This window comes from Psychroflexus torquis ATCC 700755, assembly GCF_000153485.2.
Lineage (GTDB): Bacteria > Bacteroidota > Bacteroidia > Flavobacteriales > Flavobacteriaceae > Psychroflexus > Psychroflexus torquis.
Map to the genome: position 1 here is coordinate 2,609,892 of NC_018721.1, position 22,484 is coordinate 2,632,375.

Consider the following 22,484-nt stretch of genomic DNA (forward strand, 5'->3'; position numbering starts at 1 on the left):
AATTTTTAGATATGGAAAGTATTATAGGTTTAGGGTTATCATTCAATCCGTACAAAACGGCTGACAAACACTATTTTGGAAGTTTTTTAAATTTAGTTGAGAACAATTTGAACGCTGTTTTTGCAGAATTTAAAGAACGTATATCATATAAAGCTAAAGATGAAAATATTTCAAGTTTAATAGAAAAGCATTTTATTGATAATATGTCCATTGTTGATTATGAAAAGAAAATTTCGATTTTAAATGGATATCTGCCCATTATAGACTTTTTAGATGATGAATTAGAAAATAACCTAAACACAAGAGTTAAGAACTTTAAAAAGAACTTTATCATCTTGGCAGAAGCAATAGAAAAGCTAAGAGACTACTACACTCATTTTTATCATGATCCTATAACATTTGAAGATAACAAAGAACCTTTATTAGAATTACTAGACGAGGTTCTTTTAAAAACAATTTTGGATGTCAAGAAAAAATATTTAAAAACTGATAAAACAAAAGAGATTCTTAAAGATTCTTTAAGAGAAGAAATGGACCTCCTAGTTATCAGAAAAACCGATGAATTAAGAGAGAAAAAGAAAACCAATCCTAAAATTCAACATACAGATTCTTCACAAATTAAAAATTCTATATTTAATGATGCTTTCCAAGGCTTATTATATGAGGATAAAGGAAATAACAAGAAAACTCAAGTCAGTCATAGAGCAAAAACAAGATTAAACCCAAAAGACATACACAAGCAAGAGGAAAGGGATTTCGAAATTCCTCTTTCTACTAGTGGATTAGTTTTTCTGATGTCACTTTTCTTATCCAAAAAAGAGATAGAAGATTTTAAATCAAATATTAAAGGGTTTAAGGGAAAAGTAGTCAAAGACGAGAATCACAATAGTCTTAAATACATGGCTACACATAGAGTGTATTCTATTCTTGCATTTAAAGGTTTAAAATACCGCATAAAAACAGACACTTTTAGTAAAGAAACATTAATGATGCAAATGATAGATGAACTTAGTAAAGTTCCAGATTGTGTCTATCAAAATTTAAGTGAAACCAAACAAAAAGATTTTATAGAAGATTGGAATGAATATTTTAAAGACAACGAAGAAAATACAGAAAATCTTGAAAACTCGCGTGTCGTTCACCCAGTAATCAGAAAACGCTATGAGGATAAATTCAATTATTTTGCAATCCGATTTTTAGATGAATTTGCCAATTTTAAAACGCTCAAGTTTCAAGTTTTTATGGGTTACTATATCCACGACCAAAGAACAAAAACAATTGGAACCACAAATATCACAACTGAACGAACGGTAAAAGAAAAAATCAACGTTTTTGGTAAGTTATCAAAAATGGATAACCTTAAAAAACACTTTTTTTCTCAGCTATCGGATGATGAAAATACAGATTGGGAATTCTTCCCAAATCCTAGCTATAATTTCCTTACCCAAGCAGACAACTCACCTGCAAATAATATTCCGATTTATTTGGAACTAAAGAACCAACAAATCATTAAAGAAAAGGATGCCATAAAAGCAGAAGTTAATCAAACACAAAACAGGAATCCTAATAAACCTTCCAAAAGAGATTTGCTAAACAAGATTTTAAAAACATACGAAGATTTTCATCAAGGAGACCCAACTGCTATTCTAAGTTTAAATGAAATTCCTGCTTTACTTCATCTATTTTTAGTAAAACCTAATAATAAAACAGGTCAGCAAATTGAGAACATAATTAGGATCAAGATTGAAAAACAATTTAAAGCTATCAACCATCCATCTAAAAACAATAAAGGGATTCCTAAATCTCTATTTGCAGATACAAACGTAAGAGTTAATGCCATTAAGCTGAAAAAAGATTTGGAAGCAGAGCTAGACATGTTGAATAAAAAGCATATTGCTTTCAAAGAAAACCAAAAGGCTTCAAGTAATTATGATAAGTTATTAAAAGAGCATCAATTCACCCCAAAAAATAAAAGACCAGAGTTAAGAAAGTATGTTTTTTACAAGTCTGAAAAAGGCGAAGAAGCAACTTGGCTTGCTAATGATATCAAAAGATTTATGCCAAAAGACTTTAAAACAAAATGGAAAGGATGCCAGCATAGTGAACTGCAAAGAAAGTTAGCTTTTTACGATAGGCATACCAAACAAGACATCAAAGAGCTTTTATCTGGTTGTGAGTTTGACCATTCTCTTTTAGACATAAATGCATATTTTCAAAAAGATAACTTTGAAGATTTCTTCTCTAAATATCTAGAAAACAGAATAGAAACGTTGGAGGGTGTTTTAAAAAAACTCCATGACTTTAAAAATGAGCCTACACCTCTAAAGGGAGTTTTTAAAAATTGCTTTAAATTTTTAAAACGACAAAACTATGTAACTGAAAGTCCAGAAATCATTAAAAAAAGAATTTTAGCCAAACCCACCTTTTTGCCTAGAGGTGTTTTTGATGAAAGACCTACAATGAAAAAAGGAAAAAATCCTTTAAAAGATAAGAATGAGTTTGCGGAGTGGTTTGTTGAATACCTGGAGAATAAGGATTATCAAAAATTTTATAATGCTGAGGAATACCGAATGAGAGATGCTGATTTTAAAAAAAATGCAGTCATCAAAAAACAAAAACTGAAAGACTTTTATACGCTACAAATGGTCAACTATTTGTTGAAGGAAGTCTTTGGGAAAGATGAGATGAACTTGCAGCTTTCAGAGCTATTTCAAACTAGACAAGAGCGTCTGAAACTGCAAGGTATTGCTAAAAAACAAATGAATAAAGAAACGGGGGATAGTAGTGAAAACACTAGGAACCAAACTTATATCTGGAATAAAGATGTACCCGTTTCCTTTTTTAACGGCAAAGTAACTATAGATAAAGTAAAACTAAAAAATATTGGAAAATATAAAAGATACGAACGTGATGAAAGGGTAAAAACATTTATTGGCTACGAAGTAGATGAAAAATGGATGATGTATCTACCACACAATTGGAAAGACAGATACAGTGTAAAACCCATCAATGTAATAGACTTACAAATACAGGAATATGAAGAAATAAGAAGTCATGAATTATTAAAAGAAATACAGAATCTTGAACAGTACATTTATGATCATACAACAGACAAAAATATTTTATTACAAGATGGAAATCCCAATTTTAAAATGTATGTTCTGAATGGGCTTTTAATAGGCATCAAACAAGTAAATATACCCGATTTTATAGTGTTAAAGCAGAATACTAACTTTGATAAAATTGATTTTACAGGCATAGCATCTTGTAGCGAACTTGAAAAAAAGACTATCATTTTAATAGCCATAAGAAATAAGTTTGCTCACAACCAATTGCCAAACAAAATGATATACGATTTAGCAAATGAATTTCTTAAAATAGAAAAAAATGAAACCTATGCTAACTATTATTTAAAGGTTTTAAAGAAAATGATTTCAGATTTAGCATAGCATATCTTAAATAAGCTCTTTGACATCCTAAAAATACAAACATATAAAATGATTATATTTGTAATAGTATAAAGCTATTTGCTCCTTTTTATTTGTTAAAAAAGAGCTTTACCACTTCATTAATAGGGCGTTACAACAGGTAGGTTGTAACTGCCCTTATTTTGAAGGGTAAACACAGCCATTCCATACAAGTTTCAACATCATCAATAGTTGTAACTGCCCTTATTTTGAAGGGTAAACACAGCCAGAATCTAATTGCTGATAAGTGTAACTTGGTTGTAACTGCCCTTATTTTGAAGGGTAAACACAGCACGATGTATTGCCACTATTCAGGCGAATTGGTTGTAACTGCCCTTATTTTGAAGGGTAAACACAGCGTAAGAATGGAAGCTTTAAAACATAAGATTGTTGTAACTGCCCTTATTTTGAAGGGTAAACACAGCCTGAGTACCTACTAAACCTTCTGAAAGAGTGTTGTAACTGCCCTTATTTTGAAGGGTAAACACAGCCATAATATTTATTGTATAAAAAAACCGCTTGTTGTAACGGCCCTTATTTTGAAGGGTAAACACAGCGCTTGTGAAGGTGTTGGCAAAGCGTTGAAAGTTGTAACTGCCCTTATTTTGAAGGGTAAATACAACACCAGATTGTATATTTTGTTGTCCTACCGAGTTGTAACTGCCCTTATTTTGAAAGGTAAACACAACTTGCGATCCGTGTTGATTAATTGAATCTGGGTTGTAACTGCCCTTATTTTGAAGGGTAAACACAACTAGTTTGCTTCTATCTTTTATTACAGTCGAGTTGTAACTGCCCTTATTTTGAAGGGTAAACACAACTTTTTTGACGTAATAATTCCAAAGCTTTATGTTGTAACTGCTTTTTTTAAGGCGCTATGACAGTCAGAAATATTTACAGGAATAAGAAAGAAAAGAAACTTTAGTACTTTTAGAACTCATAGAACACTCCTTACTTGATTGTTCTAAAGATTTATAGATGGAATGAAAACAAGACATCATTAAGAGTGAAAGTATTCAAATAACTTACGAATTGAAAAAGCTGTACTAAATAAACTAACCAAAAAAGAGTCCCATTTTCATGGGAAATTAACTATGATAAAATTCTTTAGAAAAATTCGTCAAAACCTAATCATGGATAAGCAGCCTACTGGACAGGCTGGCAAGACAGGTAACTATTTTAAATACGCTATTGGAGAAATTGTACTGGTGGTGGTTGGGATTTTAATAGCATTATCAATCAACAATTGGAATGAAGCTAGAAAAGCTACTATTTTTGAAGATGAAATATTAAATTTAATAGACCAAAATTTAGAAATTGACTCTATTTCAATATCCAAAGAATTATACAAAACCAAGCAGGCTGTTGAACTCACAGATCGTTTATTACAAAAAGTGTCGCAAAAAGAGTATGGTGACAGTTTAAATAATTGGATGGGGAAAATTATTTCCTTTGAACGATTTAAATCTCAATCTAGCGCGTTTGAAGTCTTAAAAGCTAGGGGAATAGAAGCTATATCAAATAAAGAGCTGCAAATAAAATTAATATCCTATTACGACGAAAGTTTGTACAAATTATACGAAAGCCTCGATGATGTTAATGTTTCATTTAAAGCTGATTGGGTGCCTGTTATCAAAACAGATTTTTCTGATTTCAAATGGAAGGAATATTGTATACCAACAGACCCAAAGGCTTTCTTTGAAAAACCATCCTCGATCATTCTTTTTAAAATATACAAAGACAATAGATCAGGTCAAGTGGGCAATATGGAAAGTGCACTGGCCAAGTTATCTGAAATAAGAACCTTAATAAAAGAAGATTTTAAATGATTAAACTCTTTAGAAAAATGCGTCAAAGTTCACTAATCATGGAAAAGCAGCCTAATGGGCAGGGGGGTATGGCAGGTAACTATTTTAAATACGCTATTGGAGAAATTGTACTGGTGGTTATTGGGATTTTAATAGCATTATAAATTAACAATTGCAAAGAAGATAAAAGCGCTATTAAACTAACAAACCAAAGAAGATTCCCATTTTCATGGGAATTTGCCCAAGCCATTGAGAAAAAGATTTAAACACATAAAAAACGTCCCGTTAGGGATAAGCTATTGGTAAACATATAATAACGGAAAAGTTTGTGCCTTTAGGTACGACATATCATATCACGACCCTAAAGGCACGATTTTAACCTTAACCTATTGAATTCACTAAGATAAAGTCGCTAGCGGGAAGAAATAACAAACGAATTGAAAAAGCGCTATTACACTAACAAACCAAAGAAGATTCCCATTTTCATGGGAATTTGCCTAAGCCATTGTAGAAAAAGATTTAAACACATAAAAAACGTTCCGTTAGGGACAAGCTATTGGTAAACCTATACTAACGGAGAAGCTCGTGCCTTTAGGTACGATATATCAGGACCCTAAAGGCAGGTATTTTAACCTCAACATTTTTGAATTTACCAAGATAAAGTCCCTAGCGGGACCATATAACAAATGAATTGAAAAAGCCCTATTAAACTAACAAACCCAAGAAGATTCCCATTTTCATGGGAATTTGCCTAAGCCATTGAAAAAAAGATTTAAACACATAAAAACGTCCCGTTAGGGACAAGCTATTGGTAAATAGATACTAATGGAGAAGTTGTTCGTGCCTTTAGGTACGATATATCACGTACCTAAAGGCACGTTTTTTAACCTCAGGATTTTGAATTTTCCAAGATAAATTTTCTAGCGGGACTAAATAACAAACGAATTGAAAAAGCGCTATTAAACTAACACACCAAAGAAGATTCCCATTTTCATGAGAATTTGCCTAAGCCATTGAAAAAAAGATTTAAACACATAAAAAACATCCCTTTAGGGATAATTTATTGGTAAACATATACTAATGGAGAAGTTGTTCGTGCCTTTAGGTACGACATATTACATCACGACCCTAAAGGCACGTTTTTTAACCTCAGGATTTTGAATTTACCAAGATAAAGTCCCTAGCGTGACGAAATAACAAACGAATTGAAAAAGCGCTATTAAACTAACAAACCAAAGAAGATTCCCATTTTCATGGGAATTTGCCCAAGCCATTGAGAAAAAGATTTAAACACATAAAAAACGTCCCGTTAGGGACAAGCTATTGGTAAACATATAATAACGGAGAAGTTGTTCGTGCCTTTAGGTACGATATATCATATCGCGACCCTAAAGGCACGTTTTTTAACCCCAACATTTTGAATTTACCAAGATAAAGTCCCTAGCGGGACTAAATAACAAACGAATTGAAAAAGCGCTATTAAACTAACAAACCCAAGAAGATTACCATTTTCATGGGAATTTGCCTAAGCCATTGAAAAAAAGATTTAAGCATATAAAAAGCCTCCTTTTAGGGACAAGCTACTGGTAAACATATTTGGTATTAGCTGCTCTGCTTTTGCTTTTAAAAGAAACCAACTCACAATTAAACTTACAGACTAGTCCATAAAGATTTAGGATTGAACCTATTATAAAAAGTATTTAAACCCTTTTAACTGAAGTTTAAATTTACAAATACATTAAATACATTATCGGAGAAATTATTTTTGTGCTATTTTTTATTTAATTTACATAATAATGGGTGAAATACTGAATAAATAGATAAGCAATAGTGGGGGGCAATTAATCAAGAGTTGATGAAAAGTAAAATACGGTTAAATGAAATTGCAAAAATGCGAGCAAAATTAGTGCAAGCACAAAACCAAATGATAAATGGATGGATTTAATATAGTTATGGTGATTGCAATCATTCTATTCGCAAGATTAGGAGTGCGATTGGTGAAGGGATATATTAAAATGAAAGACGATAAAAAAGAAAAAGAAAATGATCAAACTCTTTAAAAAAATCCGTCAAAACCTACTTCTGGAAAATAAAACAAGTAAATACTTCAAATACGCTTTTGGAGAAATTGTACTTGTGGTTATTGGGATTTTAATAGCATTATCAATCAACAATTGGAAAGAAGATAAAAGCGAAGAAAAACAATTGCACACCAATATCATATCTATAAAGGAGGATCTACAAGAAGAATCCCTAATTATGACGACTATAATTAATACGCTTGATAATCAAGAACAAGCCTCTTTGCACATAATTCCCATTATGGAATCTGAAAATAAGGTTATTATAGATTCCTTGAAATTCATTATTGATTTCAATTCGTTTGCGACCACACCTATTTTAGTGGATAGAAATAATACTTGGGAGTTATTAACCTCTAGTGGAAAATTGGCAGAGTTCCCTGATGATGACTTACTAAAATTATTGCAGGATTATTATAATAAATACGACGAGTTAAGGACAAATTTCAACAACTCGGCAAATCCGGTTAGGTTAAAATTGAGACAGTTGAAATATGAATTATTTAGTGATTCAGAACATCGAAAGTTTTTTCCAACCGAAAGTCCAACGGTACCTAGTAAAACGCTCTATAGTTCCATTTTTGAAGACCCAACTGTGTTACCGCTTTGCCGATTTATTGGTAGCTCTGCAACTTATTTTGAAAATGAATTTGATGGATTGAACAAAGCACTTCTCGTTATTACTTATATAGATAAATATTACAGCAAAAAGTGAAAATAAAAAATGTTTTAGACCATTCGAAAACAGTTTTGTCCATCCAAAATCGAAGGTTTGCTAGACCCTTTATAAGGATACAGATAGCACAATAAACAAGGAACTATGATTAATTTTAGAACAATAAGAAAAGACCTTAAAGATGAATTAACACAATTCAAAAATTAAAAAAATGATACAACCCATAAATGCTATGAGATCATCCTTAAATCGACCAAAAAGTAAATACAGGGATTTGATAAACCTTATAGTCTTAACCATAGCAATCCTTGGGCCTTTTTTAACCGTTAATGCACAAAGCAAAAAACCTCTCATAGATTTGTTTTATGAGGCATTGAGTTTAACAGAAACAGATTCTTTAGTTAGAGAATCTGGGGATTTTTATGAATTAAGTTTGGAAAATTATGCCCTTGAAGAAATCAGCCCGGCTGCAATTATTAAAAAATTCCCCGAAGCCAAAAAATATCTAGTCAATGATTCGATAATGATTATCAAACCTTATTTTGAAATACAAGGTTTTATAGAAGATTTTTCTAAAGCAGACCCGAAGATTACCATAAAAAACTTCCAGTTTGAAAGTGATGCTTTAATTAATTTGAACCTATACGGAAAGCTTAAAGAAGAAGTATTTAATGCTTCTGATTTAAAATTTGAATACTGCCATTTCAAAAAGGAATTGCTCATCTGGTTTAGTAATTTTTCAATGACTTTTGCTCATAATACCATTGATAGGCTACAGGTCATAAATGAAACTGTTGTATCACCAAGAATAGCCATTCATAAAAATACCATTCATGTTCTTGGTATGTGGACAGCTACGCCTAGAGAGGTTATTATTGCAAATAATAATTTAGGTCTTGTTGAAATTGATAGAACCTCTGCCCGGAAATTGTTGTTTTTAAACAATACGATTACCGTTCCAAAAACTGTCAAGAAAGAATGGTACTCCACCGTGCGTGCTGGTGAGATTAGTAAATTAGTCTATTCAGGTGTGTTAAATCGAGATTCAGCTAACGAATATAGACGTTTACAAGGAAATGTGCTTTTCCAAATATCAAGTGATGAACGGTATATAAGTACTTTAGAAATTTCTGGAAATCGGTTTTTAGACCCGTCACATAAAACAGCTGTTATTTTTAATCAGTTATCTCAAAATATGGTGGTTACTAATAATGTTTTTGAGACTCCTGTGATTATGCGCCCAGTGGTGTCTAATCGTTTTGTAATGGAACAAAACCTATTTGAGACCATTACTATGGAAGCCTCTATGCCCAATACCCCACAAAACTATGTGGTTGTAGACTGGAACGACCTTAAAGGAAAATTAAACTGGCAAGAAAGCGAGGGAACGACCCCTTACTATGGCGTCAGTAAGGAAGAATTAGCAGATAAAACTCGCTTTTTTAACCTTATTGCAGGCTATAGCAGACTATTGGAAGTCTATAAAAGCTATGGAAATTTAGACGATGCCAATGATGTCTTTTTAGATATGAAGGAATTGCATCTTAAACGCTACGAATACCTCTACCAAACAGAAGGAGGAACTACAAACTTTTTTCAGTTAAACCTTAACCGTTTGCTTAAAGTATACACACGTCATGGTACCGATCCTGCTCAAGCAATGACGGCTTCCTTATGGATTATTATTTTCTTTAGTGTTATTTATTTCTTTTTCCCATCAGACTGGGACGTGTATTCAAAGTCTAAACTCATGGCCGATTTTAAGTCTTTTACAGAAAAGAATGAAAAAGGATACTTTAAGCCCTTTTTCAAGCTATTGACAGGTGTAGTATCTAGCTTCTTTAATGCCATTACCCTAAGCGTAAACAGTTTTGTGACTTTAGGTTTTGGCACAATACCGACCACAGGTCTGGCCAAGTATATTTGTATTTTCCAAGGCTTTCTAGGCTGGTTTTTACTAAGTATATTCATAGTCGCACTCATTAACCAGATACTTATTTAGGGTATGATTAAACTTTTTAGAAAAACACGTCAAAGATCACTGACCGAAAACAGATTTAGTAAACATCTAGTGTAGGTCATTGGTGAAAAAGATTTAAATACATAAAAAACGTCAGTTAGGGACAAGCTATTGGTAAATAGATACTAATGGAGAAGTTGTTCGTGCCTTTAGGTACGACATATCATATCACGACCCTAAAGGCACGATTTTAACCTTAACCTATTGAATTCACTAAGAAAAAGTCCCTAGCGGGACGAAATAACAAACGAATTGAAAAAGCACTATTACACTAACAAACCAAAGAAGATTCCCATTTTCTTGGGAATTTTCCTAAGCCATTGAGAAAAAGATTTAAACACATAAAAAGCGTCCCTTTAGGGACAAGCTATTGGTAAACAAATAATAATGGAGAAGTTGTTCGTGCCTTAGGTACGACATATCATATCACTTACCTAAAGGCACGTTTTTTAACCTCAACATTTTGAATTTACAATGATAAAGTCCCTAGCGGGACTAAATTTCAAATAAATTAATGATCCAACTCTTAAGAAAAATCCGTCAAAGTTCACTAATCGAAAACAAATTCAGTAAACATTTAGTGTAGGTTATTGGTGAAATTAATTGCTATTAGATATGGTGCTGAACTTTAAAATCAGCCTAACTCTAAATATCTAAAAAACATACCCTATCCTAAAGTCAAAAAAGTCTGCAACGTGCAGGTGCGCTTTTAAATTAAATCCTGCAAAAACGTGTTTTGTAAAAAGATAGCTGAGTCCATAGCGTTGGTATACCGAATCTGTAGAGCGATTCTGTTTAAAATAATAAACTCCTATTTGTTGGCTAAAAGTAACGCTGCCTAACCAAAACTCATGGCCTCCTAAAAACGCCCCTTGACCGAAGGCAGCATTGCTTCCTTCTAAGTTAAAGCGTTCTTTTCTGGAGTAGTCAAAAGTCCACTCGGTTCCTGCTGTTAATGCACTTCTGCCCCCTACCCATTTTGCATAGTTTCCTTGAAAACCTAAAACATAGAACTTATCTTTATCTCCCACATTGGCATTGCTCCAGCCTGAAAAATGCACCACAGACCACCGTGTTTTATCCTCTGGAGGCTCTCGCTTTCCATTTTTGGTAAGGGAGGGAAACTCAATGGGCTCTAGACTGGTGTTGAGTCCTATATTTAAACTTGGAAAATTCAATCCTTTATTGGGGGTTCTTACCCCTCCGTTAGAAATGTGATTGTATTTGGCTGCTAATCTTAGATTGAGCTTGTCTGTTAACCTGTAATTTACACCTACCCCTAATACAATCATAAAATTAAACAAGGTACTGTAGGACTCGTTTAGAGGATTACTTATTTCATCATACTGCTTGGTTAAAAAAGCACCCCCTAGGCCCATTCTTACAAATAAATTGATTCGCTTTTGAGTTAAGAAGTAAGGCTCTACATAGGCTAAAGGAATAATACCTATACCCAGCACTTCAGGGTTATCCCAATCCCAATATGCAAGGCTGACTCCTACTCTGGGAAAGCAATTGCAAAAGTCCCAAGATTCTTGCGTAATTAAGTGTTTACTCCAATCCAATTTTATGGCAAAGGGATAGGCGTCGTCAATTTGTCTAAGCGATTCTGTATGTTTTAATAAATTACCATAATCAAAACTCACCCCCAAAACCGTTGGTCTACTTTCGGTGAAAATGCCATCATCTTGAGCTTTAGTCACAAAGCTTATAACATTAAACACAATTAAAAACAGCATTAATTTTTTCATAATGAGATTGAAGTACACCAAATTAAATTATTTTTTGATGGATTGAAGTTAGAAATAATTAGCATAGCCTTGGCTACTGTAATTATTTTAATCTCTTAGGGTTTAATTACCAGCTGCTTGCAGCGTAAGTGTTAGATTTGTGTATGACCGATAGTAAATATATTCACAAATCGCATAATGTTTCGCTACTGTTTTATCATTTTGTTTTTCCTGCAAAGTATCGAAGGTTAGTTTTTGACAAAAAAGTGGATCAAACTATTAAGAAAAACTTGTCAAAAATCACTAACCGAAAACAAATTCAGTAGATATCTATTGTTGGTCATTGAGAAAAAGATTTAAACACATAAAAAGCGTCCTGTTAAGGAAAAACTATTGGGTAAACATATACTAATGGAGAAGTTGTTCGTGCCTTTAGGTACGATACATCATATCGCCTTTCTTAAGGTAAGTTTTTTAACCTCAACCTATTGAATTTATCAAGATAAATTTTCTAGCGGGACCATATAACAAACGAATTGAAAAAGTGCTATTAAACTAACAAACCAAAGAAGATTCCCATTTTCATGGGAATTTGCCTAAGCCATTGAGAAAAAGATTTAAACACATAAAAAACGTCCCGTCAGGGACAAGCTATTGATAAACATATACTAATGGAGAAGTTGTTCGTGCCTTTAGGTACGATACATCACATCACGTACCTAAAGGCACGTTTTTTAACCCCAACATTTTGAATTTACCAAGATAAAGTCCCTAGCGGGACGAAATAACAAACGAATTGAAAAAGTGCTATTAAACTAAAAAACCAAAGAAGATTCTCATTTTCATGGGAATTTGCCTAAGCCATTGAGAAAAAGATTTAAACACATAAAAAACGTCTCGTTAGGGAAAAGCTATTGGGTAAACATATAATAATGGAGAAGTTCGTGCCTTTAGGTACGATATGTCATATCACCACCCTAAAGGCACGTTTTTTAACCTCAACATTTTGTATTTTCCAAGATAAAGTCCCTAGCGGGACTAAATTTCAAACGAATTGAAAAAGCGCCATTACACTAACAAACCAAAGAAGATTCCCGTTTTCATGGGAATTTGCCTAAGCCATTGAGAAAAAGATTTAAACACATAAAAAGCGTCCTGTTAAGGAAAAACTATTGGGTAAACATATACTAATGGAGAAGTTCGTGCCTTTAGGTACGATATGTCATATCACCACCCTAAAGGCACATTTTTAACCTCAACCTATTGAATTTACCAAGATAAAGTCCCTAGCGGGACGAAATAACAAACGAATTGAAAAAGTGCTATTAAACTAACAAACCAAAGAAGATTCCCATTTTCATGGGAATTTGCCTAAGCCATTGAGAAAAAGATTTAAACACATAAAAAACGTCCCGTTAGAGACAAACTATTGGTAAATATATACTAATGGAGAAGTTCGTGCCTTTAGGTACGATATAGTGCATCACGTCCCTAAAGGTACATTTTTAACCTCAACCTATTGAATTTATAAAGATAAAGTCCCTAGCGGGACTAAATAACAAACGAATTGAAAAAGTGCTATTAAACTAACAAACCAAAGAAGATTCCCATTTTCATGGGAATTTGCCTAAGCCATTGAGAAAAAGATTTAAACACATAAAAAACGTCCCGTTAGGGACAAACTATTGGGTAAACATATACTAATGGAGAAGTTCGTGCCTTTAGGTACGATATAGTGCATCACGTCCCTAAAGGCACATTTTTAACCTCAACCCATTGAATTTACCAAGATAAAGTCCCTAGCGGGACGAAATAACAAACGAATTGAAAAAGTGCTATTAAACTAAAAAACCAAAGAAGATTCCCATTTTCATGGGAATTTGCCTAAGCCATTGAGAAAAAGATTTAAACACATAAAAAACGTCCCGTTAGGGACAAACTATTGGTAAACATATACTTATGGAGAAGTTGTTCGTGCCTTTAGGTACGATATAGTGCATCACGTCCCTAAAGGCACATTTTTAACCTCAACCTATTGAATTTATAAAGATAAAGTCCCTAGCGGGACTAAATAACAAATAAATTCATGATCAAACTCTTTAGAAAAAACCCATCAAAACTTATTTCTGGAGAATAAAACAAGTAATACCAATTTAGTTTTTTAATGTTATATCAAAAATTTGAATTATTTTTTACTTAGTTGAGGAAAAAAATATAAGCATAGCCATAGTTACGGTTCTATTTTATGACGATTAATAAGTGAAAAAGAAACTTATTTTATACGACATTTGAATGCTGATTTGGTATACCCCCTTCAAAATAAACAGAAAAACCTTAGTCATTCGCCTTAAAATGCTCCTCCCGTTTTAGGTCGGTTAACCTTCGATAAATGATGTTTTTGAAGGCTGAGGTTTCATCATTATCAAACTGGGTCTCGTAGCGTTTATAGTAGGCTAATTTTTTATTGGTATCTGTATAGAGTCGATCTGCGGCCAACGCCATTTCTACATAAGCTCTTTCAAACTTAGGGGATTCTTCTATGACGAGCTCTAGCAACTGTATACCTTCTTTTAATTTGTCTTGCTTGATCTTAGCCAGAGCCAAAGTAAAACGCTCCTGGTCTAAGCTGGTGTCCTTTAACCCAATGGAGAGCTGGGCATGGCTTTCTGCAGATTCAAAATCCTTAAGCATGGAATATACTTTTGCTAATTGATGGTGGTATCTAAAATTCTTTGGGTCCGTCCTAAGTAACTGCTTGTAGTATACAATCGACTTTTGATGTTGAGACGTATTGGCATAAGCAATCGCCATTTTCTCGACTATAAATTTTGGAGGTGTGGTGAGTCGTTCTAGATTCTCAAAAGCTTCTAAGGCTAAATTTAATTTTCGCTGTTGGTAGTAGATTTGCCCTTGTAAACCGATTATTTTTTGATTGGAAGGGTTGTAAGTAAGAGCTGTTTGGCAAGTTTCCTCTGCTTTTTTAAAACTGCGGATCTTAAAATAATATTTTGCCAAAGCATAGGCGGCAGCCTGATGACTAGGGTCTTGTTGTAAAGCCTTCAAATAAAATATATCTACAGACTTAGAGCCTCGCTCTGCTTTGGTAAGTCCTAGTTGGTAAGAGAATTCTGGATTGCTAGGATAGTGCTCGTGGAGTTGAGTAAATAAACTATCTGCAAACTTAAATTGATCATTATCTTTTAAGAGCTTGGCATATACAAATTGATATCGAGGTTTATCCTCTTCTGTGAATAAGGCCTCACTATAGGCGTCTAAAGCTTCTTTATAAAACCTTTTGGCGTGAAGACTTCTAGCTCTTAGGATTTTAGACTCAAAATGAGTAGGGGGTGAGTTTTCATAATTCTCAAGGACTTTAGAATACTCCCCCACAGCAAACAAACTATCTAGATCCTGACCAAAAGAAACTTGTACACCTCCAAAAAGGTGTACAAGAATAAGCAGGATGAAGCTTGTTTTAATCTTCATTACTAACCTTAAAAGTAATAGGCAAAGAGTAGAGAACACCTACTTTCTCACCTTTCTGTTTACCAGGTTTCATAGCGGGTAATTTATTGATGATCCGTTCCCCTTCAGCTTGGAGTATTGGATGTGGAGCCCTAGCTCTTACGTTTACTATTTTGCCAGTTTTGTCAATTTTAAATTGGACATAAACTCTATTCGTTCCTTTAAGTCCTAAACCAGATGCTAGATCGGTGTTGAAGTTCTCATTAACAAATTGACTTATCTCTTTACTCATGCATTCTTTGCGTTCATCATTAGAGTCTAAGCTTTCACAACCTGGGAAGACGGGAACATTTTCAATAACGGCGAAGGGCACATCTCCAATAGCTTCTTCTTCTATCACTTCAACGATTTCATCTTTATTTTTTATTTCTTCGAGAAATTCATCGTAAGTCTGAGTTTTAAATTTTTGAAACACAACATTATCAGAATATGTAATCTTAGTTCGCTCAGTGCTTTTTTCCTCCATTTTTTCAGCCATAAAAATCATATAAACATTTCGCCTGTAGAAATCTTCTTTGGAGTTAATCTCATTGTCTTTTTTAAATTCAAACTTGTTTGGCATATCGTCTGAAAACATTCCGTATTTTTCAACAGCGTCCTTAAGCTCATTCATATACTGGGCTTTGAGTTGTTTTGCTTCAGATTGCCCAGTAAGTTGCTGGATGTCTTCCTTGCTTTCTTCTTTACAGGCCGTGTACGTAAGCATTAAGGCAACGAGTGGTAAAATGAGAAGATACTTTAATTTACTTCTGGAATTGGAGTTCTTTTTTTGTAACATCATAAGTCTTAGTTTTAATTGTGAATGGTTAAAAAACGAGTTGGAAAACTCAAAATTTTGTGTACCAAAAGCTTGGTTAAGTAAACTTTGTGCGTACTCTTTTTTGCTTATGTGCTGAGCCGCAACGGCATCTGCTTGAAGCTCATGCACCAGTAATAGCTCTATTTTTAGCACATGATGGGCTGGACTAAGCCACAGTAAAGCGCGTACTATTTCAGAAAATAACAGATCAGCTCCATGATTGGCTTTGGCATGCTCCAGCTCATGGACTATAATTTTATCTCGCTGGTCTTCAGCAATTTGGTCTCCAATAAAAATGGAATTCCAAAAGGTAAAAGCAGTGTTGGAGGATGACAGGCTGTAACATTTTATGTTCTCTTTATAAGAGTCAAAAGTCGCTGTCGCTATAACTTGCTTAAGTTTCCAATACCCTATACTGAATTTGACGCAGAATACGCTAAAGCCTATAAGATATACAAGCTTCAAAATCGCGTCTAGACTCCAAGAGGACGTCTGGGGAGTAGAGGTTTGTCCTGAAGTCGTTAAGTTCACTTCCTCACCCATCAGAAAATAATTTTGTAATTGAGATGTGTTTTGTTCCGCAGCATTAGCACTCCCCAAATCGAAGGCCAAAAAGCCTAAGTCTAGCAGAGGAAGTATAAAAGAAAGCAGAGCAGTTCCTAGCAAATATAAGCGGTTGTAGGAATAGAAGGTTTCTTTTTTAAAAACCAGATAGAGTCCTAAAAAACAACTTTGAAAAAGGATAACATCCAAGATATAGAGTCCCATTAGTCTTCGGTTTTATCGATGTCTTTAAGTATGCTTTCCAGATCTTTGGCGCTCATATTTTTCTCTTTTACAAAAAAGGAAACCATGTTTTTAAACGATCCTTCATAGTATGAGTTTACCATCTTTTTCATACTTGCTTTCTGGTAAGTAGATTTGTCAACAAGGGCGAAATATTTAAAACCTCTGCCTGCTTTTTCATGACCTACAAATCCCTTGTCTTCCAAAATTCTTATAATAGTCGATACTGTGTTATAAGCAGGTTTAGGTTCTGGCATATCAACGATAAGCTCGGCAACACGAGCATTTTCTCTTTGCCATAAGAGGTGCATAATGTCTTCTTCGGCTCTGGTCAGTGGTCTCATAAGTTATAATTTTCAACTAATCTAAACTAATATTATAGTTAAACTACTATATTAGTTGTTAAAGTTTGTTTTTAGATGGTTTTGAAAAACCTTAAGTTTGTTCAATAATTTTGAACTTATGGCCACAATTTACCAAGTAGATGCGTTCACAGATCAGCTCTTTAAGGGGAACCCTGCTGGAGTTATGCTTCTAGAAAATGGATTTTTGGAAGAAGATCTCATGCAAAACATCGTTAAGGAAATGAATGTGTCTGAAGTTGCTTTCGTGGTTCCTAGAGAAAAAGAGTTCGATATTCGATTTTTTACTCCAAAAGCAGAAGTGCCTCTTTGTGGACATGCAACTTTATCTGCAGCGCATATTCTTTTTGAAACTGAATACGTATCCTCCTCAGAAACGATTCGTTTTAACGCGATGAAGGATGTGTTGGAAATTACATCAATAGGAGGTAAGCTTCAGATGAAGTTTCCAGAGTATGAATTAAGACCAATTTCTATTCTAGCGGCTGACCAAAATCTATTGAATATAAATGTGGAGGAAGCTTTTGGAGTAACCAACAATTGGAAGCTGTTGGTATTATCCTCGGAGGAAGAACTTCAAAAGTTTGTTCCTCAGGCTAAACAACTTCAGGATTTAGGTCTTGGTCAAAGCATATTTACAGCAGCCTCCAACACCCCAGATAGGGATATAGTTTGCAGGTGTTTTGTGCCAAATTTGGGTATTCTGGAAGATCCCGTTACAGGTTCTGCTCACTGTGCTCTAGGGGTATATTGGTCCAAAAAACTGAACACATCCTTTTTGAAATCCGAACAAATTTCTGAGCGAAAAGGACAATTAAAACTCGAGATGAAGCAGGGCAGTGTCTTTATTTTAGGAGAGGCAAAAACCGTTTTTAAAGCTGAATTTTACATATAAACCGATCTCCAATAGATTTTTTGAAAACTTCGCTCCACAACTCTGTAGACTAAACGCTCCAAAAAGTCGTCGTGTCTCATTAAGTCTTGAATTTCCTTTTCGTGAATATCTATTCTATACAACAGATGAATAAAACTTGCTGTTCTCTTATGCATTAGTTCAGAAAAGATAGGCTGTAGGCCGTTCCATAGTTCTTCTGGTGTGATTTTGGTTTGCAGCTCGATATCAGTAAGCCCTACCAAGGCGATATCTTTATTGAGTTGTTGAATAAGCTGCTCCCAAACTTCGGCGTACTTGTCCACCTGGTAGATAACCTCATTAAGCTGTGAAGGGCAATTCATTTACATCTTTCGGTTCATCAAGTTAGTGCCAAATTGGATAAGGAAGTCTTTTCCTTTTTGAGGCACCTCGATATCATCCAAACGTCCAAAAGCAATTTCAGTGTATTCTTTTATTTTGGCTGTTGTTGCTTTTCCTGCACCAGAATCTTCAAAGATTTGCTTGGCAGTTTCTATTTTATTAGAGGGGTTTTCTGGCGAAATAGTGTAGAGATGTTTCAGTTGCTCTGCGCTACTTTGGTCCGCCAATTCAAGAGCCCTTAGGTATAAGTAGGTTTTCTTGTTTTCTATAATGTCTCCGCCTATTTGTTTTCCAAAGACGGCTTGCTCTCCAAACGTGTCTAAATAGTCATCTTGGATTTGGAAGGCAATACCTAGAAGTCTTCCGAACTCATAGATTTTATTTTGTACATTTTGAGATACATCGCTTAGAATAGCGCCCATCTTTAGAGCAGCACCCACCAAAACAGCGGTTTTATACTCAATCATTTTAAGGTATTCCTCAATAGTGACGTCATCTCTTTCTTCAAAATCGACATCATACTGTTGTCCCTCACACACCTCAATAGCTGTTTTTGTGAAGAGTTCTGCTAAAGGCTTGAAATGCTCTGCCGGATAATTTTCAAACAATTGGTAGGCATTGATGAGCATTGCATCTCCAGAGAGAATTCCTGTATTGATGTTCCATTTTTCATGGACGGTTTGTTGTCCTCTTCGCAGAGGGGCGTCGTCCATAATATCATCATGTACCAAAGAAAAATTATGAAAAATTTCAATTGCTAGCGCTGCATCCATCGCTTTTTCTCGGCCTCCACCAAAAATATCGGCACTCATTAAGACCAACACAGGTCTCAGTCGTTTTCCTCCGAGTCCAAGAATATACTCTATGGGTTCATATAGATTTCTAGGTTCTTTCTTTGGAACTTGAGCCTCCATATATTCTAAAAAAGACAACTTATAAGCTTCTAAATCCAACATCAATTTTTTTGTGCTAAAATAAATCTTTTGAAGTTTCTACCTTGTTTTTTATAAAATTGTTTGCGATGGCACCCCGATTTTGTTTAAGCCTTAAGGCTTATCACATAAGTAATGATAAAATTATTCCAAAAGAAGATAGTTTTAGATAGAAATCGTAATTTTGTAAGACACATTACAAGACGTAATACCAATATGGACAAATATTCCTTTTTAAATGCGATGTCTCCATCGCTATTAGCAGATCTTTATAATCAATATTTACAAAATCCTGACGGTACAGAGCCAAGCATGAGAGCCTTTTTTCAGGGTTTCGACTTTGGTCTAGAGTCCGGAGAATCTCTTGGAGAACCCTCTAACGGAACGACAACTGTCACCCTAAACAATTCTGAAACCAAAGAAACTGAAAAGATTCAGGTGTCAGAAAATGTGCAGAAAGAATTCCAAGTTATTAACCTTATAGACGGTTATCGCCACCGAGGACATTTATTTACTAAAACAAATCCTGTAAGGGAGCGTCGTAAATATTCGCCAAAACTAGACATCGAAAACTTTGGTTTATCCCAGCGAGATCTGGATGTAAAATTTGAAGCTGGAGAAATTATAGGTATTGGTAAAACCTCCTTGAGAAAAATCATCGAGTTTTTGGAGAATGTATTTTGTGATTCTATCGGTGTAGAATACGCTTACATTCGAAATCCAAAAGAAATAAAATGGATTCAGGATAAAATTTATCACAATCAAAATAAGACTGATTTTTCTAATACTCAGAAGAAAAATATTTTAAGAAAACTGAATGAAGCTGTTACTTTTGAAACATTCCTACATAAAAGTTATGTTGGACAAAAGCGATTTTCGCTAGAGGGTAACGAATCTTTGATTCCTGCTTTAGATACCTTAATAGAAGGTGCAGCAGATATAGGAGTAAAAGAGTTTGTGATGGGAATGTCCCACCGTGGTCGTTTAAATACCTTGGTGAATATTTTTGGTAAAAGCCCAAAGACGATTTTCAATGAGTTTGAAGGCAAAGACTTTGAAATTGATGGATTTGATGGTGACGTGAAGTACCACTTAGGATGGACTTGTAAACGCCAAAGCGACTCAGGTAAAGAAATTAATCTCAACATGGCTCCCAACCCGTCTCACCTAGAAACTGTTGGTTCTATTGTGCAAGGGATAGCGAGAGCAAAGCAAGATGACCATTATTTGGGAGAAGAACAATATGTTTTACCTATCGTTGTCCATGGGGATGCCGCTATCGCAGCGCAAGGTATTGCCTATGAAATAGTCCAAATGGCACAGCTAGATGGGTATAAAACAGGAGGAACTATCCATATTGTAGTGAATAACCAAATTGGGTTTACCACCAATTATATAGATGGAAGATCCTCTACTTACTGTACAGATGTTGCTAAAGTTACCTTATCTCCTGTACTCCATGTGAATGCAGACGATGCAGAAGCGGTTGTCCATGCGATGAACTTTGCTCTACAATTTAGAATGGAATTTGGTAGAGATGTCTTTATCGATTTGTTGGGGTATAGAAAATATGGACATAACGAAGGGGATGAGCCAAGATTTACTCAGCCCAAATTATACAAGGCAATTTCTGAGCATAAAAATCCTAGGGATATTTATGTAGATAAATTGGTGGAACAAGGGATCATAAGCACAGATTACTTGGACCAATTAGAGGAAAGCGTAAAGTCTAAACTTAGCGAAGAATACGAAGACTCTAAGAAAGATGATAACGTAGTAGTTACCAAAATTCTCCAAGAAGAATGGGAGGGTTATGAAGCTGCAGATAAAGATGAGATGCTCAAGCCTGTGGATACCACCTTCGACTTGAAAGAACTTTCAAAACTAGCAGAAGCCATCACGACCTTACCAAAGGACAAAATTTTCATGAAGAAGATAAATAAGCTCATGAAAACTCGTCATTCTATGTATTTTGAAAAAAATGAGCTAGACTGGGCAATGGGTGAGCTTCTAGCTTACGCAACTTTATTGAAAGAAGGTCATGATGTTAGAATATCTGGACAAGATGTAGAGCGTGGAACCTTTTCCCACAGACATGGGGTTATCATCACTGAAAATAGCGAAGAAGAGTATATTCCCCATAATAATCTAGGTGGAGAACAATCTAAATTTTATATTTACAATTCTCTTCTTTCAGAATATGCAGTGGTAGGGTTCGATTATGGTTATGCCATGGCAAGTCCATCGTCGCTAACCATCTGGGAGGCACAATTTGGAGATTTCAGTAATGGAGCTCAAGTCATTATCGATCAATACATTTCCTCAGCAGAGGATAAATGGAAAACGCAAAATGGTTTAGTTATGCTCTTACCTCATGGTTATGAGGGGCAGGGATCAGAACATTCTTCAGCAAGAATGGAAAGATACCTTCAGTTGTGTGCAAAAGACAATATGTTTGTCGCCAACTGTACCAATCCAGCAAATTATTTCCACTTGTTAAGACGTCAGCAAAAGACAAACTATAGAAAGCCTCTCATTGTATTTACGCCTAAAAGTCTATTGAGGCATGCACAGGTGATATCTTCAAAAGAAGAATTGGCAGAGGGAAGTTTCCAAACTGTTATAGATGATGCCAAGGCTAAGGTAAAAGAGACCAAGACTCTAGTGTTTTGTTCTGGTAAATTTTATTTTGATCTTAAAAAGAGACGAGAAGAAGAAAAAAGAAATGATGTGGCTTTAGTGAGAGTTGAACAGCTCTTTCCATTGCCTAAAGAAGAGATGAATAAAATCATCAAGAAGTATAAGAATGCCAAGGATGTGGTTTGGGCTCAAGAAGAACCAAGGAATATGGGAGCCTACACACATCTTCTGTTGCAATATGATAAAACAAAAGACTTTAGAGTCTGTAGTAGACGTTTTTATGGCTCTCCTGCGGCAGGAAGTCAAACAAGATTCAAGAGAAGACACGACGAAGTTATCGATTATGTATTCGATGCTTCAAAAGACAATTGTTTAAACGACTACAAATAATAAAAACCAAGTT

The 22,484-nt window shown here is 34.6% G+C and carries 14 protein-coding genes, 1 pseudogene and 1 CRISPR repeat array; of the genes and pseudogenes, 9 read left to right on the plus strand and 6 right to left on the minus strand.

The features are described from left to right. The first annotated feature begins 11 nt into the window (after positions 1-11). The 6 genes from cas13b to P700755_RS11135 all read left to right on the plus strand — a co-directional run bounded on the left by cas13b (position 12) and on the right by P700755_RS11135 (position 10,034). Positions 12-3,449 (plus strand): type VI-B CRISPR-associated RNA-guided ribonuclease Cas13b, encoded by a 3,438-nt coding sequence (cas13b, locus tag P700755_RS11120; protein WP_015024765.1) that lies wholly within the window; start codon positions 12-14, stop codon positions 3,447-3,449. 143 nt (positions 3,450-3,592) lie between these two features. After that, positions 3,593-4,288: direct repeats of the CRISPR family, unit length 36 nt; unit sequence GTTGTAACTGCCCTTATTTTGAAGGGTAAACACAGC. Positions 4,289-4,600: 312 nt separating this feature from the next. Then, complete coding sequence (locus tag P700755_RS11125) at positions 4,601-5,296, plus strand: DUF6090 family protein (RefSeq protein ID WP_015024767.1); 696 nt, start codon at positions 4,601-4,603, stop codon at positions 5,294-5,296. A gap of 17 nt (positions 5,297-5,313) precedes the next feature. Then, a complete protein-coding gene (locus tag P700755_RS21000) occupies positions 5,314-5,439 on the plus strand; it encodes a hypothetical protein (RefSeq protein WP_281015283.1) in 126 nt (41 codons plus the stop codon). 1,767 nt (positions 5,440-7,206) lie between these two features. Further along, positions 7,207-7,335, plus strand: coding sequence for a hypothetical protein (locus P700755_RS21005; protein ID WP_015024768.1), 129 nt, complete (start codon positions 7,207-7,209; stop codon positions 7,333-7,335). Next, positions 7,319-8,071, plus strand: a complete 753-nt coding sequence (locus tag P700755_RS11130; protein WP_015024769.1) for a DUF6090 family protein — start codon at positions 7,319-7,321, stop codon at positions 8,069-8,071. The genes P700755_RS21005 and P700755_RS11130 overlap by 17 nt, the downstream gene beginning before the upstream one ends. Before the next feature lie 172 nt (positions 8,072-8,243). Beyond that, positions 8,244-10,034, plus strand: coding sequence for a potassium channel family protein (locus P700755_RS11135; protein ID WP_015024770.1), 1,791 nt, complete (start codon positions 8,244-8,246; stop codon positions 10,032-10,034). 671 nt (positions 10,035-10,705) lie between these two features. Here P700755_RS11135 and P700755_RS11140 read toward each other — a convergent pair. Beyond that, on the minus strand, positions 10,706-11,803 hold the full coding sequence (locus P700755_RS11140; protein ID WP_245535935.1) for an acyloxyacyl hydrolase: 1,098 nt from the start codon (positions 11,801-11,803) through the stop codon (positions 10,706-10,708). A 143-nt stretch (positions 11,804-11,946) separates the two neighbouring features. Here P700755_RS11140 and P700755_RS19350 point away from each other — a divergent pair. Next, positions 11,947-12,102 (plus strand): annotated as a pseudogene (locus P700755_RS19350) (transposase); the annotation flags it as partial. A gap of 2,014 nt (positions 12,103-14,116) precedes the next feature. On the opposite strand, the gene P700755_RS11145 reads toward P700755_RS19350, so the two are convergent. The 3 genes from P700755_RS11145 to P700755_RS11155 are packed head-to-tail and all read right to left on the minus strand — an operon-like array spanning position 14,117 to position 17,236. Then, positions 14,117-15,268: a tetratricopeptide repeat protein gene (locus tag P700755_RS11145; RefSeq protein ID WP_015024772.1), complete on the minus strand. Its 1,152-nt coding sequence runs from the start codon at positions 15,266-15,268 to the stop codon at positions 14,117-14,119. Continuing rightward, positions 15,258-16,874: a M56 family metallopeptidase gene (locus P700755_RS11150; RefSeq protein WP_015024773.1), complete on the minus strand. Its 1,617-nt coding sequence runs from the start codon at positions 16,872-16,874 to the stop codon at positions 15,258-15,260. Before P700755_RS11150 ends, P700755_RS11145 begins: the two co-directional genes overlap by 11 nt. Then, positions 16,874-17,236 carry a BlaI/MecI/CopY family transcriptional regulator gene (locus P700755_RS11155; protein ID WP_015024774.1) on the minus strand — a complete coding sequence of 121 codons (363 nt, stop codon included), beginning with the start codon at positions 17,234-17,236 and terminating at the stop codon, positions 16,874-16,876. Before P700755_RS11155 ends, P700755_RS11150 begins: the two co-directional genes overlap by 1 nt. A gap of 118 nt (positions 17,237-17,354) precedes the next feature. Here P700755_RS11155 and P700755_RS11160 point away from each other — a divergent pair, with 118 nt between their 5' ends. Next, on the plus strand, positions 17,355-18,149 hold the full coding sequence (locus tag P700755_RS11160; protein WP_015024775.1) for a PhzF family phenazine biosynthesis protein: 795 nt from the start codon (positions 17,355-17,357) through the stop codon (positions 18,147-18,149). On the opposite strand, the gene P700755_RS11165 is transcribed toward P700755_RS11160, so the two are convergent. Both P700755_RS11165 and P700755_RS11170 read right to left on the minus strand, forming a co-directional pair. Continuing rightward, positions 18,140-18,490, minus strand: a complete 351-nt coding sequence (locus P700755_RS11165) for a hypothetical protein (RefSeq protein WP_015024776.1) — start codon at positions 18,488-18,490, stop codon at positions 18,140-18,142. The two genes, P700755_RS11160 and P700755_RS11165, sit on opposite strands and share 10 nt — an antisense overlap. Next, positions 18,491-19,465, minus strand: a complete 975-nt coding sequence (locus tag P700755_RS11170) for a polyprenyl synthetase family protein (RefSeq protein WP_015024777.1) — start codon at positions 19,463-19,465, stop codon at positions 18,491-18,493. A 192-nt stretch (positions 19,466-19,657) separates the two neighbouring features. On the opposite strand from P700755_RS11170, the gene P700755_RS11175 reads away from it, so the two are divergent. After that, complete coding sequence (locus tag P700755_RS11175; protein ID WP_015024778.1) at positions 19,658-22,471, plus strand: 2-oxoglutarate dehydrogenase E1 component; 2,814 nt, start codon at positions 19,658-19,660, stop codon at positions 22,469-22,471. Positions 22,472-22,484: the final 13 nt, after the last annotated feature.